9 protein-coding genes are annotated in these 14,567 nt (G+C 62.7%); 8 read left to right on the top strand and 1 reads right to left on the bottom strand.

The window, feature by feature from the left end:
* Window positions 1–52 precede the first annotated feature (52 nt).
* The 3 genes from OEG81_RS00845 to OEG81_RS00835 all read left to right on the top strand — a co-directional run bounded on the left by OEG81_RS00845 (window position 53) and on the right by OEG81_RS00835 (window position 7,314).
* A complete protein-coding gene (locus tag OEG81_RS00845; protein WP_264130798.1) occupies window positions 53–757 on the top strand; it encodes a hypothetical protein in 705 nt (234 codons plus the stop codon).
* Window positions 758–1,092: 335 nt separating this feature from the next.
* Window positions 1,093–5,841, top strand: coding sequence for a glutamate synthase-related protein (locus tag OEG81_RS00840; RefSeq protein ID WP_264130797.1), 4,749 nt, complete (start codon window positions 1,093–1,095; stop codon window positions 5,839–5,841).
* 9 nt (window positions 5,842–5,850) lie between these two features.
* The gene (locus OEG81_RS00835) at window positions 5,851–7,314 is read left to right on the top strand and encodes a glutamate synthase subunit beta (RefSeq protein ID WP_264130796.1); all 1,464 of its coding nucleotides are present in this window, start codon (window positions 5,851–5,853) and stop codon (window positions 7,312–7,314) included.
* Here the strand turns inward: OEG81_RS00835 and OEG81_RS00830 are convergent.
* A complete protein-coding gene (locus OEG81_RS00830; RefSeq protein WP_264130795.1) occupies window positions 7,311–8,213 on the bottom strand; it encodes a LysR family transcriptional regulator in 903 nt (300 codons plus the stop codon). The genes OEG81_RS00835 and OEG81_RS00830 overlap by 4 nt on opposite strands.
* A 125-nt stretch (window positions 8,214–8,338) precedes the next feature.
* Between OEG81_RS00830 and OEG81_RS00825 the strand changes: the two genes are divergently transcribed.
* Genes OEG81_RS00825 through OEG81_RS00805 form a run of 5 tightly spaced genes read left to right on the top strand, consistent with a single transcriptional unit; the run spans window position 8,339 to window position 14,470 of the window.
* Window positions 8,339–9,325: a Bug family tripartite tricarboxylate transporter substrate binding protein gene (locus tag OEG81_RS00825; protein ID WP_264130794.1), complete on the top strand. Its 987-nt coding sequence runs from the start codon at window positions 8,339–8,341 to the stop codon at window positions 9,323–9,325.
* Complete coding sequence (locus OEG81_RS00820) at window positions 9,283–11,451, top strand: acetate--CoA ligase family protein (RefSeq protein ID WP_264130793.1); 2,169 nt, start codon at window positions 9,283–9,285, stop codon at window positions 11,449–11,451. The genes OEG81_RS00825 and OEG81_RS00820 overlap by 43 nt, the downstream gene beginning before the upstream one ends.
* Complete coding sequence (locus OEG81_RS00815; RefSeq protein ID WP_264130792.1) at window positions 11,448–12,218, top strand: enoyl-CoA hydratase/isomerase family protein; 771 nt, start codon at window positions 11,448–11,450, stop codon at window positions 12,216–12,218. The genes OEG81_RS00820 and OEG81_RS00815 overlap by 4 nt, the downstream gene beginning before the upstream one ends.
* On the top strand, window positions 12,140–13,639 hold the full coding sequence (locus tag OEG81_RS00810; RefSeq protein ID WP_264130791.1) for an aldehyde dehydrogenase family protein: 1,500 nt from the start codon (window positions 12,140–12,142) through the stop codon (window positions 13,637–13,639). Before OEG81_RS00815 ends, OEG81_RS00810 begins: the two co-directional genes overlap by 79 nt.
* 12 nt (window positions 13,640–13,651) lie before the next feature.
* The gene (locus OEG81_RS00805; protein ID WP_264130790.1) at window positions 13,652–14,470 is read left to right on the top strand and encodes an enoyl-CoA hydratase; all 819 of its coding nucleotides are present in this window, start codon (window positions 13,652–13,654) and stop codon (window positions 14,468–14,470) included.
* The last annotated feature ends 97 nt before the right edge of the window (window positions 14,471–14,567 follow it).

The following is a 14,567-nucleotide window of genomic DNA, read 5'->3' as shown; positions in this document are numbered from 1 at the left end:
GCGTGCACGCGTTAGAATATTCAGCTTCAGAACGTTTCAGAACACGCCCTAAATGGCTCGATTGCCACGCCTTTATGCACCGCAGATTCCCCAGCTGGTACAGGCGCAGTTCGTTCAGCCGCTGGCCGCCGCCCAGGATCCCACGCCCGCCGCGCAATTGGATCGCTTACTGGAATGGCTGCAGCGCGACGCCCGCGAATACAAGGTGGCCGTGCACGGCTGGCTGCTGCTGAACGACCGCATCGCCCTGCTGTGCACACCGTCCGATGCGCATGGCACATCCCGCCTGATCCAGGCGCTGGGGCGCCGCATGGCGGCCGGCATGCGGCACGGACGTGTGTTTTCAGGCAGGTATCGCAGCGCCCTGGTTCAACCCGGCCATTGGGTGCTGCCCGCGCTGATCTGGCTGGAATCGCTGCCGGTGCAGCTGCACTACGTCGATGCGGCGCAGCGCTGGCCCTGGTCTTCGGCCGCCGGCCACATGGGTGTCGGCTCGCGGCACGACGCGCTGCTGACCGACCACCCCGACTACTGGCAGGATGGCAACACGCCTTTTGCCCGCCAGGCTCGCTATGGCCAGCGCGTGGCCCAAGGCCTGTCCGCCCAGCAAAGCCGCCGCATACACGAGGCCTTGTTCGGGCAGTGGGTGCTGGGCGAGCCCGACTTCCTCGCCCAGATCGAAAGCCGCGCGTCGCGGCGCATCGCTCCCGCGCCTCGGGGCCGCCCCCGCAAGCCGGCGCCCGCCCATCCGTCCTGACTCCCCATATCGAATCTTCGTTCGACGGCCGCAGCCCATCGCGCTTCCCGCAGCCTGGCCGCCGCTTCCGCAGCTCTGTAACGTGGCTTCCCCGATACTTTTTTCGGACATTTTTTCATGCGGAAAAATCCTGCGCAGCCGTATCAATGGCTTTCCTCGCCATTTTTAATTCGATAAATTGTTTTATTTTCAGTTAAGTAGGTGCGTCCCTTATTTAATGATCAGATATTTAGCGCTTGTTAAATTAGGGACGCACCCTATATTATTTTTATTGCGCACAGGCCATGTTGGCGGTATTGTTGTTTTCTTGCACCGCAGCATTTCGTGAGTCCACCATGTCCTTATTGCCCTCCTCCGCCTCGACGGTCGCGATCGACGCATCGTCCCCCGGCCACGCCGGCCCTGAAATCCGCGGCAGCGCTCCGCTGGCGCAAGGCCTGTACAGCCCCCATAACGAGCACGACGCCTGTGGCGTGGGCTTCGTCGCCCATATCAAGGGGCGCAAAAGCCACGCCATCATCCAGCAAGGGCTGAAGATCCTGGAAAACCTGGATCATCGCGGCGCGGTCGGCGCCGACGAGCTCATGGGCGACGGCGCGGGGATACTCATACAGATTCCCGACGCCCTGTACCGCGCGGATCTGGCGGCCCAGGGCATCGAGTTGCCGCCCCCCGATGAGTACGGCGTAGCCATGGTTTTCCTGCCCAAGGAAACCGCCTCGCGGCTGGCCTGTCAGCAGGAACTGGAGCGCGCCGTGCGCGACGAAGGCCAGGTGGTGCTGGGCTGGCGCGATGTGCCCATCGATTCCGACATGCCCATGTCGCCGACGGTGCGCGCCTGCGAACCGGTGATCCGGCAATTGTTCATCGGGCGCGGGGCCGACATCATGGTGCCCGACGCGCTGGAGCGCAAGCTGTACGTGATACGCAAGACGGCCAGCCACGCCATCCAGCACATGCGGCTGGCCCATGGACAGGAATATTTCGTGCCGTCGATCTCCGTGCGCACGGTGGTCTACAAGGGCCTGCTGCTGGCCAACCAGGTGGGCAGCTATTACCGCGACCTGGCCGACACCCGCGCCGTCTCGGCCCTGGCCATGGTGCACCAGCGCTTTTCCACCAACACCTTCCCCGCCTGGCCTTTGGCCCACCCCTACCGCATGATCGCCCACAACGGCGAAATCAATACGGTGAAGGGCAATTTCAACTGGCTGCGGGCGCGCGAAGGCATGATGCAATCGGCGGTGCTGGGCGCCGACCTGCCCAAACTCTACCCCATCGTCTACGAAGGCCAGTCCGACACGGCCACCTTCGACAACTGCCTGGAGCTGCTGGTGATGTCCGGCTACTCGCTGGCGCATGCCATGATGATGATGATCCCGGAAGCCTGGGAGCAGCACACCGACATGGATGAGAACCGGCGCGCCTTCTATGAATACCATGCCGCCATGATGGAGCCGTGGGACGGCCCCGCCGCCGTCGCCTTCACGGACGGCCGCCAGATCGGCGCCACGCTGGACCGCAACGGCCTGCGCCCGGCACGCTACCTGGTCACGGACGACGACATGGTGATCATGGCCTCCGAGGCCGGCACCCTGTCCATTCCGGAACACCGCATCATCAAGAAATGGCGCCTGCAGCCGGGCAAGATGTTCCTGATCGATCTGCAGCAAGGCCGCATTATCGATGACTCCGAAATCAAGTCGCAGCTGGCCAACATGCGGCCATACCGCCAGTGGATCGAGCGCCTGCGCCTGAAGCTGGAATCGCTGCCCGCCCAGAAGCTGGACGACACGCCCGGCAAGGCCGCGTCGCTGCTGGATCGCCAGCAGGCCTTCGGCTGGACCCAGGAGGACTTCAAGTTCGTCCTGCAGCCCATGGCCGCCAATGGCGAGGAAGCCACGGGCTCGATGGGCAACGACGCCCCGCTGGCCGTGCTGTCGAACCGCTCCAAGCCTTTCTACAATTACTTCCGCCAGCTTTTCGCGCAGGTCACGAATCCGCCCATCGATCCCATACGCGAACAGCTGGTGATGTCGCTGGTGTCCTTCATCGGCCCCAAGCCGAACCTGCTGGACATCAACAACGTGAACCCACCGCTGCGCCTGGAAGTCTCGCAGCCGGTGCTGGACGGCGCCGCGATGGCGCAGATCCGCAATATCGCGCACATCACCTCCAACAAGTTCCGCAGTTTCGAACTGGACATCACCTACCCGGTCGCCTGGGGCCCGGACGGCATCGAGGCCTGTATCGCCGCCTTGTGCTCGAATGCGGCCGATGCGGTGCTCAGCGGCTACAACATCCTGCTGATCACCGACCGCAAGGTCGATGGCGAACACGTGGCCATCCCGGCCCTGCTGGCGACGTCGGCCATACACCTGCACCTGATACGCGCGGGCCTGCGCACCAATACCGGCCTGGTGGTGGAAACGGGCTCGGCCCGCGAGGTTCACCATTTCGCGCTGCTGGGCGGCTACGGCGCCGAGGCCATACACCCCTACCTGGCGCTGGAATCGCTGGGAACGCTTCCGCAGCCCGAAGTCGCGGTCAAGAACTACATCAAGGCCATCGGCAAGGGCCTGAACAAGGTCATGTCCAAGATGGGCATCTCGACCTATATGTCGTACACCGGCGCGCAGATCTTCGAGGCCGTCGGCCTGAATTCCAGCCTCATCGAAAAGTATTTCACCGGCACCCCCAGCAATATCGAAGGCATAGGCATCTTCGAAGTGGCCGAGGAAGCGCTGCGCGCGCACCGCGCCGCGTTCAGCAACGATCCCGTGCTGGCCAATGCGCTGGATGCCGGCGGCGACTACGCCTGGCGCGTCCGGGGCGAAGACCACATGTGGACGCCCGATTCCATCGCCAAGCTGCAGCATGCGGCGCGCGCCAACAACTACAGCACCTACAAGGAATACGCCCAGCTCATCAACGACCAGTCGCGCCGCCACATGACGCTGCGCGGCCTGTTCGAATTCAAGGTCGATCCGGCCCGCGCCATTCCCCTGAGCGAGGTCGAGCCGGCCAAGGAAATCGTCAAGCGCTTCGCCACCGGCGCCATGTCGCTGGGCTCGATTTCGACCGAAGCGCATGCGACGCTGGCCGTGGCCATGAACCGCATCGGCGGCAAGTCCAACACCGGCGAAGGCGGCGAAGACGAATTGCGCTACCGCGCCGAAATGCGCGCAGGCAAGCCCACGGTCAGGAAAGGCGACACACTGGCGTCCTTCCTGGGGTCCGACCGCATCGAAGCCGATGTACATCTGGCCGCCGGCGACTCGCTGCGTTCGCGCATCAAGCAGGTGGCTTCGGGCCGCTTCGGGGTCTCGGCCGAATACCTGTCCAGCGCCGATCAGATCCAGATCAAGATGGCGCAGGGCGCCAAGCCCGGCGAAGGCGGCCAGCTGCCCGGCCACAAGGTGTCGGAATACATCGCCAAGCTGCGCTATTCGGTGCCCGGCGTGGGCCTCATTTCGCCCCCTCCGCACCATGACATCTATTCCATCGAAGACCTGGCGCAACTGATACACGATTTGAAGAACGTGAACCCGCGCGCCTCGATCTCGGTCAAGCTGGTGTCCGAAGTGGGCGTGGGCACGGTCGCGACCGGCGTGGCCAAGGCCAAGGCCGATCACGTCGTGATCGCCGGCCATGACGGCGGCACCGGCGCCTCGCCCGTGTCGTCCATCAAGCATGCCGGCACGCCGTGGGAACTGGGTCTGGCCGAAACCCAGCAGACGCTGCTGCTGAACAATCTGCGCAACCGCATCCGCGTCCAGGCCGACGGCCAGATGAAGACGGGACGCGACGTCGCCATAGGCGCCCTGCTGGGCGCCGACGAGTTCGGCTTCGCCACCGCCCCGCTGGTCGTGGAAGGCTGCATCATGATGCGCAAGTGCCACCTGAATACCTGTCCGGTCGGCGTCGCCACGCAGGATCCCGTCCTGCGCAAGAAATTCCAGGGCAAGCCCGAGCATGTGGTGAACTACTTCTTCTTCGTCGCCGAGGAAGTCCGGGAGATCATGGCGCAACTGGGCATACGCCGCTTCGACGAGATGATAGGCCGCGTGGAACTGCTCAACATGCGCCCGGGTGTCGAACACTGGAAGGCGCAGGGCCTGGACTTCAGCCGGGTCTTCCACGCCGTGCCGGTTTCGACCCCGCTGCATCAGACCGAAGATCAGGACCATGCGCTGGATCATGCGCTGGACCATCAACTGATCGAACGCAGCAAGGCGGCCATCGAGCGCAGCGAAAAGGTTTCGTTCATCACGCCCGTGCGCAACCGCAACCGCACCATAGGCGCCATGCTGTCGGGCGTCGTGGCCGCGCGCCATGGGCATGACGGCCTGCCCGACGACACCATACACATCCAGTGCAACGGTTCGGCCGGACAGAGCTTCGGCGCCTTCCTGGCCCACGGCATTACCCTGGACCTGGTCGGCGAAGCCAACGACTACGTCGGCAAGGGCCTGTCGGGCGGCCGCATCGTCGTGCGCTCGCCCAACGACTTCCGCGGCTTCGGTCCGGACCACATCATTGCGGGCAACACCGTGCTTTATGGCGCGCTTTCGGGCGAGGCCTATTTCAACGGCGTGGCCGGAGAGCGATTCGCCGTGCGCAACTCGGGCGCGGCGACCGTCGTCGAAGGCACCGGAGACCATGGCTGCGAATACATGACCGGCGGCACCGTCGTGGTGCTGGGGTCCACCGGGCGCAACTTCGCCGCCGGCATGTCGGGCGGCGTGGCGTATGTCTGGGATCCGGAAAACACCTTCCGCCAACGCTGCAATCTGTCCATGGTGGAGCTGGAGCGCGTGGCGCCGCATGCCGAGCAAAGCGAGCTGAACCAGGTCGACACCTGGCACAGCGCGATGCGCGGCGGCGAACGGGAAACCGACGAGGCCATTCTGCGGCGCCTGATCGAGAACCACTACCGCTACACCGGCAGCTTCCGTTCGCGCGACGTGCTGGACGACTGGGAGCAGTCGCGCAAGGCCTTCGTCAAGGTCATGCCCGTCGAGTACCGCCGCGCCTTGGGCGAACTCTGGCGCGCGGTCAACCCACAACAAATTGCTGCCTGAGGAAGAAGAATGGGCAAGATCACCGGCTTTCTTGAATTTCAACGCGTCAAAGAAACCTATGAAGCGCCGCTCGTGCGCCTGAAGCACTGGAGCGAGTTCGTCGACACCCTGACCGACGACGAAGCCAAGCAGCAGGGCGCGCGCTGCATGGATTGCGGCATACCGTTCTGCACCAGCGGCTGCCCCGTCAACAACATCATTCCCGACTGGAACGACCTGGTGTACAGACAGGACTGGCGCCGCGCGCTGGACGTGCTGCACTCGACCAACAACTTTCCCGAGTTCACCGGCCGCGTCTGCCCGGCGCCCTGCGAAGCCGCCTGTACACTGAACATCAACAACGATCCCGTCGGCATCAAGTCGATCGAACATGCCATCATCGACAAGGGCTGGTCGGAAGGCTGGGTCGTGCCCCAGCCTCCCGACAGAAAGACCGGCAAGAAGGTCGCCGTGGTCGGCTCCGGCCCCGCGGGTCTGGCCTGCGCGCAGCAGCTCGCGCGCGCGGGGCATTCCGTGACCGTGTTCGAGAAAAGCAATCGCATCGGCGGGCTGCTGCGTTATGGCATTCCCGACTTCAAGCTTGAGAAGACGCATATCGACCGCCGCCTGGCCCAGATGGAAGCCGAGGGCGTCGAGTTCTGCCCGTCCACCTATGTGGGCGCGCAGGAGCATGCCGAAGACGGCCTGAACGTGCGCACGCCCGAATCGCTGAAAGAGGAATTCGACGCGGTCGTACTGACCGGCGGCTCGGAAACCCCACGCGATCTGCCCGTGCCGGGGCGCGAGTTGCGCGGCGTGCATTTCGCCATGGATTTCCTGCGCCAGCAGAACAAGGCCACCAACGGCGATCGCCTGAGCAAGCAGATCTCCGCCAAGGGCAAGCATGTCATCGTCATCGGCGGCGGCGACACCGGCTCGGATTGCGTCGGCACCAGCAACCGCCAGGGCGCGGCCTCGGTCACGCAGTTCGAACTGATGCCCAAGGCGCCCGACGTGGAAGACAAGGCGCTCACCTGGCCGTATTGGCCCCTCAAGCTGCGTACGTCCTCTTCGCATGAAGAGGGCTGCGAGCGCGATTGGGCCGTGGCCACCAAATCGTTCGAAGGCAAGAACGGCAAGATCGAGAAGCTGATCGCCGCCCGCCTTGAATGGTTCAGGGACAAGGCCACCGGACAAATGAAAATGCGCGAAGTGGAGGGCTCGCAGTTCGAGCTGCCAGCGGACCTGGTGCTGCTTGCCATGGGCTTCACGGCGCCGGTCAAGAATGTGCTGGACGCCTTCGGCGTGGACCAGGACGCGCGCGGCAACGCGCGTGCCGGCACCGACGACTATGTCACCAGCGTCGATAAAGTCTTCGCCGCCGGCGACATGCGGCGCGGGCAGTCGCTGGTGGTCTGGGCCATACGCGAGGGCCGGCAGTGCGCCCGTTCGGTGGATCAGTTCTTGATGGGGTCGAGCACGCTGCCGCGCTAGGCCAGCAACTCCGACACCAGCTCCCGTGCCCGGGATCCCACCAGTCTGGCGGCCCGGGACAGCGGCCTCTGGCGTGTGAAGCTAAGTGCCACCGTCCGCCGGATCACCGGCTTTTCGAGTCGCGCGGCCGCAAGGCGGCCCGACTCGACTTCTTCCTTGATCGCCTGCATGGGCAGCAGGGTAAACGCATGCCCGCTCATTGCAACGTCTTTCATGGCCGTCAGCGTATCGACCTCCATGACAATATCGAGACTGACATTGCGCTGCCGCTGGAGCATGTCGAGGGTGCTGCGCAGCCCATTCGGTGCGGACGGAAGCACCAGCGGCAAATCGACCAATCCGCGAAAGGCCACAGCCGGCCCCAACCCCAGGGCGGACATGGCTTGCGGCTTTCCTATCAGGTAAGTATCCAATTTGCCGAGTACATCTTCGCCCCGGCCCGCCGAAGCCCCATAACGGTTGACGATGATCATATCCAGGCGGCCCGAGCCAAGCTGTTCGTCCAGGTCGCCGCTAAAACCTTCCGTGACGTGCAGGCGCACCATTGGGGCCAGGACACGAAGGTCGGAAAAGAGCATGGGCAGCAACTCGCGGCTCATGGAGGGGAGCACTCCAAAATGCACCGTACCCGTAAGCATCCCTGATGCATCCTTCACCGTGCTCTCAAGCCTGACGAGCTGATTCAGCACGAGCTCAACCTCTGGACGCACACGCCTCCCGAACTCCGAGAGCGCCATGCCACGGCCTGTTCGTTCGAACAGCCGATCACCCCACTCTGATTCCAGGAGGGCCAGTTGTCGACTGATGAGCGACTGTGCCGTGCCGGTCGCCGTAGCAACCCGGGAGAGCGAACCGAGTTCGGCAATGAGCGCAAAGGTCTCCAGCTGCTTCAGGTTCATAAGGTATCGCAAAAATGGAAATCTGATATATAGCATATTACTCTTGTGGATACCCAACGGCGTGCCTAGACTTGAAAGCCTCTTTCCACACAAGAAAGAATCCAAACATATATAGAGGAGACACCATGAGAACTTCCCGCCTGGCCGGAATGGCCCCGGTATTGATGATGGCTGCGCTGCTTGCCGGCGGCCACGCCGGCGTTGCACACGCCGCCTATCCCGAGAAGCCCATAAAGCTGATTGTGCCCTTCCCCGCAGGAGGACCTACCGACGCCATGGCGCGCATCGTCAGCGAAAAAATGACTCAATCCCTGGGGCAGACCGTCATTGTCGAAAACCGCGGCGGCGCAGGCGGCGTCATAGCCACGGAAGCGGCGGCAGCCAGTGCAGCCAACGGCTACACGCTATTCTTTGCCACCACCGGCACCATGACAATCAACCCGAGCATCTATCCCAGCATGGGAGTCAAACCGCTCAAGGCCTTCGATCCCATTGGCATGGTGGCCAGCACCGAGAATGTCCTGGTCGTCGCACCTTCGCTGAAGATCGATACGGTGCAAGATCTTGTCGCGCAGGCCAAGAGCGAACCCGGTACCTTTACCTTCGGCTCGGCCGGCGTGGGAAGCTCCAATCACTTGTCGGGAGAGCTGCTCAAGGACATGGCCGGCATAGATATCCTGCACGTACCCTACAAAGGATCGGCCGCCGCGCTGACTGATCTTCTTGGCGGACGGATTTCCATGATGTTCGACACCATATCGAATGCGCTGCCCAATATCCAGGCAGGTAAAGTCGTTCCGCTGGGCGTGACGGGAACGGCCAAGTCGCCGGCGCTGCCAGCGGTCCCCACTATCGCCGATGCCGGACTGCCGGGCTTCCAGGTAAGCATCTGGTTCGGCTTGGTCGCTCCCCATGGAACACCATCCGACGCGATCAAGACCCTCAATGCATCACTGAACAAGATCCTTGCCGAGTCCGATGTTCAGGCCAAACTGCAATCATTCGGCGCGACACCCACACCGGGCTCGCCCGAAGTCTTCGCAAGCCAGATGAACCAGGACGAGGCAAAGTGGAGCAGGCTGATCAAGACGTCCGGCATGAAGGTGAACTGAACGTGAAGCCCCTGCCACAAGCTACGTTTGAAGATCGCATGATGAGCGTTGCCAGCGTATTCAACCCCACATCCGTTGCGATCATCGGCGCCTCGGACAACCCCAACAAGGTGGGTGGGCGCGCTATCCACTACATGCGCAAATTCGGGTACTGCGGCCGCATCTTTCCGGTCAACCCTGCAAGGCAGACCATACAGGGGATGGCGTGCTACGCAAGCCTGGAAGACATAGGCGAAGAAGTGCCTGACGCGGCGATTATCGCTGTATCGGGCGAGGACGCGGTCGAAGCGGTACACCGCTGCGCCAAGCGCGGCGTATCGACCGCGGTGGTGATGTCTTCAGGCTTCGCGGAGATCGGCGCGGCAGGCCGAAAATTGCAGGAAGAGCTGCTTGCCGGAGCTCAGGAACATGGAATGCGCCTGGTGGGGCCCAACGCTCAGGGCATCGCCAATTTCGCCAGCGGCGCGATCCTGAACTTCAGCACGATGTTTACGGAAGTCGCGCCGCAAGACGGGCCGATCGCGATCATAAGCCAGAGCGGAGCCGCCAGCGTCATGCCTTACGCCCTGCTGCGCGAAAAGGGGCTCGGGGTGCGCTATCTGGCCTCCACCGGCAACGACGCGGACCTTGGCGTGTCTGAACTGGTGCGCAGCGTTACCTGCGACCCCGATATACGCCTCATTCTGATCTACGTGGAAGCGATCACTCGTCCGGACCTGTTGGCCGAAGCGGCACATCTCGCCTTCCAGCGAGGAATCCGCATCATCCTGTTGAAAGGCGGGAGCAGCCAGAAGGGTGCCGCCGCCGCTGCATCCCACACCGGAGCATTGGTAGGCCAGGACGGGGCGCTGGACGCCTTCTTGGCACAGAACGGAATATGGCGGGCACAAGACGTTCACGGGCTGGTCAATGCTGCCGCCCTGTACCTCGACGGCTTTCCGTCTCAATCAGGCCGTACCGTGGTCATGAGCCACAGCGGAGCCGTGGGGGTGCTCTGCGCGGACGCGGCGGAGCGAGCCGGTCTGCCGCTGACAGAGCTTGATGCCGCAACCCGGGACACGCTGCGGAATCTATTGCCAGGGTTCGCGACGGCAGCCAACCCCTTGGACCTGACGGCCGCGCTGCTCGGTAACGATGATATGTTTCCTCGAGTACTGGAAGGGCTGGGAAGCTGCCGGGAAGCAGATATGTTGCTCATCGGCATTCCCGTAGCGGGACCTGGTTACGACATACCGGCGCTGGCAGATGCCACGGCTGCGTTCGCCTTGCAACGTCGCAAACCCGTCGCCGTGACCGCTCCGCAGTTATCGGTCAGGAAGGAGTTTCAGGAGCGCGGCATCCCCACCTTTGCAAGCGAGACCGATGCGGTTCAAGCCTTGAGCCAGTACTTCCGGCATAGCCGGCTACAGGCGAATTGGAAGCCCGCAACGTCTTCCCAAGCGGATCCAGACGCAGGTCACGGCCAAGGCCTGCTCGATGAAGCCGAGAGCCTGGATCGGCTGGCGAAGTATGGGCTACCGGTGGTCGACCATGTCGTTTGCGGCGATGCAGAGACCGCCAGCCGCGCCGCCAGCCGATGGGGCGGCCCGCTGGTCGTCAAGGGATGTGCTGCGCAGGTTCCGCATAAAACCGAACACAGCTTGGTCCATTTGCACGTGTCAGGCGAAGAGCAGGCGCGAGTCGCTGCCCAGGACTGCCTGGACAAACTCAGCGCGCTGGGCATTGAAGAGCCCAGGGTGCTGGTCGCGCGCATGGTCAAAGCCCAGCATGAATTCATGCTGGGCGTAACCGTGGACCCGTTATTCGGCCCGGCCGTAACGATAGGCGAAGGTGGAATCCTGGTGGAGATCCGTAGGGATGTCGTGTCGATCCTGGCTCCCTTCAGCGAAGAAGAGGCGCTGAGCGCCATCATGAAACTGCGTATAGCACCGATCCTGCGAGGTTACCGCCATGCGCCTCCTTTGGACGCCAGGGCTTTGGCCAGGGCTGCGGTGGCGCTCGGCCGCTTTGCCATCGCCCACCGGAACGTATTGCAATCCGCCGACCTGAATCCCGTCATGGTCTTGCAAGAGGGGCATGGCGTTAGCGTCGTGGACGCCGTCATCGAATTCAAGGAAGAGGTATGAACGAGACTGTACTGACACAAAGCCAGGATGGCGTTGCGACGGTAACCCTGAACCGTCCGCATGCCATGAACGCCGTTAACAGCGAGTTGCGCCAAGCATTCATACAGACCCTGAATCGGCTGAACGGGGATCCAACCGTCCGCGCCGTTGTCATCACGGGCTCCGGAGATCGTGCATTCTGTGCCGGCCAGGATCTGGAGGAGGCATCCAGGGCCACCTGGCAAGACCTTGTACCGTGGCTGCAGGCGCAGCGCGATATGTACCAGGCCGTCAGAAACCTGGACAAGCCCTGCATTGCCGCCCTGAATGGCGTCGCCGCGGGAGCCGGCTTCCAGATTGCACTTTGTGCGGACATACGCGTCGCCCACCCGGAATCCAGGCTGGGCCAGCCCGAGGTCAAGGCCGGCCTGGCCAGCATAGTGGGCTCATACCTGATGACCTTGCATATCGGCATGGGGCATAACGCCCAGCTTTCGCTGCAGGGCGACTTGATCGAAAACCGGCGCGCTTATGAAATAGGGCTGGTCAATCAACTGGCGGACGATGCACTGGCGGTTGCCCTGGCAACGGCACGGCGTCTCGCCCTGCTTCCCTCGACGGCGGTCCGCCTTAGCAAGCAGCGCTTGCGCGATATGACGCAAGCAGGCTTCGACGAAGCATGCACTGCCGGCATACGGGCGCAGCTCGAATGCTACGCCAATGGCGATCCTCAATCGGCCATGAATGCCTTCCTGCAAGCGCGCCAGAAAAAAGGAACAACGACGTGATTCACCGACAACATTTCATCAATGGGGCATGGGCGGAAGCCCTGGGCTGGAACGAAACCACAGTGCACGACTCTGCGACCGAGCAGGCGATCGGCAAGGTGGTGCATGCAACGGAGCCGGAGGTCGACACGGCCGTGGCAGCAGCAAGGTCAGCCTACGCCGGCTGGTCGCAATTACCGCTGGAAGCACGGGCGGCATACGTCAGGGCCATCGCTGATCGCCTGGAAAGCCATGCTGAAACACTTAGCTCCGGGATCAGCGCCGAAACAGGAATGCCAATCAAGCTCGTCCGCCGCATTCAGGTTCAGGCGCCGATCTCGGCATGGCGGAGTACCGCCGATGCAGCCGCAAGAGCCCTGGCAGAAACGCAAACAGGCCACTCCTGCATTGCGCGGGTTCCTGTGGGTGTGGTCGCTGCGATCACGCCATGGAATTACCCCTTGCATCAAATCACCGGCAAGCTTGCCGCTGCGCTGATGGCGGGATGCACCGTTGTATTGAAGCCGTCGGAACTGGCGCCGACTGCGGCACATGTTCTAGGCCTCGCCATCGAAGAAGCCGCCTTACCCAGCGGCGTGGTGAATATCGTTTTCGGAGACGGCTCAACCGGCGAATCCTTGATTACCCATCCTCAGGTCGATATGGTGTCGTTCACGGGCTCCACATCAGTGGGCCGGCATATCGCGAGCGTTGCCGGCCATGCCTTGAAGCGGGTGGCGCTGGAACTTGGAGGAAAATCCGCCAGCATCGCCTTGCCCGAAGCCGATCCGACACTGGTTGCCCGGCATGCCGTTGGTTCATGCTTCCTGAATTCGGGCCAGACCTGCAATGCCATCACACGGCTGCTGGTCCCCGAAGATCAATACGAGCAGTATCGCGATCTCTTGAAAGTTGCAGCAGAGAAAATGACGCTGGGCGATCCGCGCGATGAAACAACCCGCATGGGTCCTCTGGTGTCCCATGAGCACCGCGAACGCGTTCGGTCGTTCCTGTCCGAAGCGGCCGCCTCGGGCCTGGACCTGATCAGCGGCGGCCCCGACGCTCCCGTGCCTGGCCTGGGCTATTTTGTTGCGCCGACCATATTCGGCCGAGTCCCCGTGCACGCCCGGATCGCCAGGGAAGAGGTCTTCGGACCCGCGCTCGCCGTGCTGACCTACACCAGCGAAGACGAGGCGCTGCGTATTGCCAACGATACCGAATACGGGCTGGCCGCTGCGGTATGGGGCGACGAGAGCCGGGCAATGGCCATCGCACAGCGAATGCGGGCGGGCCAAGTGGACGTCAACGGAGCCCCATTCAATCCGCTGGCGCCTTTCGGAGGATTCGGCGCATCCGGCATGGGACGTGAAGGCGGTATCCATGGCATCGCCGAATTCACGGAACTCCGCGCCATCCAGACACCACCGACAACGAAATCCTGACAAAGAGGAAGTATGTTTACTCAAGTAGAACTGGAATATGCGGGCACTGACGGGCACGTCGCTATCGTTACCCTGTCACGGCCCGACCAAATGAATGCCCTGACCAAGGTCATGGAATCGGAACTGCGCAAGGTGTTCGAGCAGCTGGATGCCGACGACAATGTGCGGGTCATTGTCCTGACCGGAAAAGGACGCGCATTCTGCGCAGGCATGGACATGAATGAGCTCGAAGTCCTGCCTCCGGAGGACATCCGGGCGGCGGAATGGATGCGCCCGTACGACATGAGCCGCAGGCCCGATTACCAGGCCCGCTACGCTTATTTTCCCGCGATACGCAAGCCGATAATTTGTGCCATTAATGGGGCAGCCGCAGGCTTGGGATTGGTGTTCGCACTGTACAGCGACATGCGCTTTGCCAGCGATAAGGCGGTGTTCGCAACCGCCTTCGCCAAGCGCGGCCTCATCGCCGAGCACGGCATAGCCTGGATATTGCCTCGCGTTGTCGGTCCGGGCCACGCAGCGGATTTGCTGTTTTCAGCCCGCAAGATAGGCATAGAGGAAGCGCAGCAGATGCGATTGGTCGACCGAGTGGTACCGGCCGACAGACTGATTGAGGAGACGATCTCCTATGCCGACGCTCTGGCAACGCAGGCATCGCCGCGCTCCATCAAGATCATGAAGCGGCAGCTGACCGAAGCGCCATTCCAGACGCTTTCCGAAGCGGTCTCCCTGGCGAACCAGGAGATGTTCCAAAGCATACAAAGCGAGGATTTCAAGGAAGGCGTAGCGCACTTCATGGAGCGTCGGCCGGCCCGATTCAGCGGACAGTAAGGCGTCCGGCCTCGCGGCGCTTGTGGCGGCGCCCATATCACGCGAAAATGGGTGCCCGCAAGCAGGGGATTTCCGAAAAGGTCAAGCGGTAGGCAGG

Source organism: Pollutimonas sp. M17, assembly GCF_025836975.1.
Lineage (GTDB): Bacteria > Pseudomonadota > Gammaproteobacteria > Burkholderiales > Burkholderiaceae_B.
This window is presented reverse-complemented; position numbering and strand designations above follow the sequence as displayed.

What these genes read in the sequence shown, in the direction of transcription:
- OEG81_RS00845 (WP_264130798.1), top strand. Translation starts at nt 53, where the DNA reads ATGGCTCGATTGCCACGCCTTTATGCACCGCAGATTCCCCAGCTGGTA.
- OEG81_RS00840 (WP_264130797.1), top strand. Translation starts at nt 1,093, where the DNA reads ATGTCCTTATTGCCCTCCTCCGCCTCGACGGTCGCGATCGACGCATCG.
- OEG81_RS00835 (WP_264130796.1), top strand. Translation starts at nt 5,851, where the DNA reads ATGGGCAAGATCACCGGCTTTCTTGAATTTCAACGCGTCAAAGAAACC.
- OEG81_RS00830 (WP_264130795.1), bottom strand. Translation starts at nt 8,213, where the DNA reads ATGAACCTGAAGCAGCTGGAGACCTTTGCGCTCATTGCCGAACTCGGT.
- OEG81_RS00825 (WP_264130794.1), top strand. Translation starts at nt 8,339, where the DNA reads ATGAGAACTTCCCGCCTGGCCGGAATGGCCCCGGTATTGATGATGGCT.
- OEG81_RS00815 (WP_264130792.1), top strand. Translation starts at nt 11,448, where the DNA reads ATGAACGAGACTGTACTGACACAAAGCCAGGATGGCGTTGCGACGGTA.
- OEG81_RS00810 (WP_264130791.1), top strand. Translation starts at nt 12,140, where the DNA reads ATGCTACGCCAATGGCGATCCTCAATCGGCCATGAATGCCTTCCTGCA.
- OEG81_RS00805 (WP_264130790.1), top strand. Translation starts at nt 13,652, where the DNA reads ATGTTTACTCAAGTAGAACTGGAATATGCGGGCACTGACGGGCACGTC.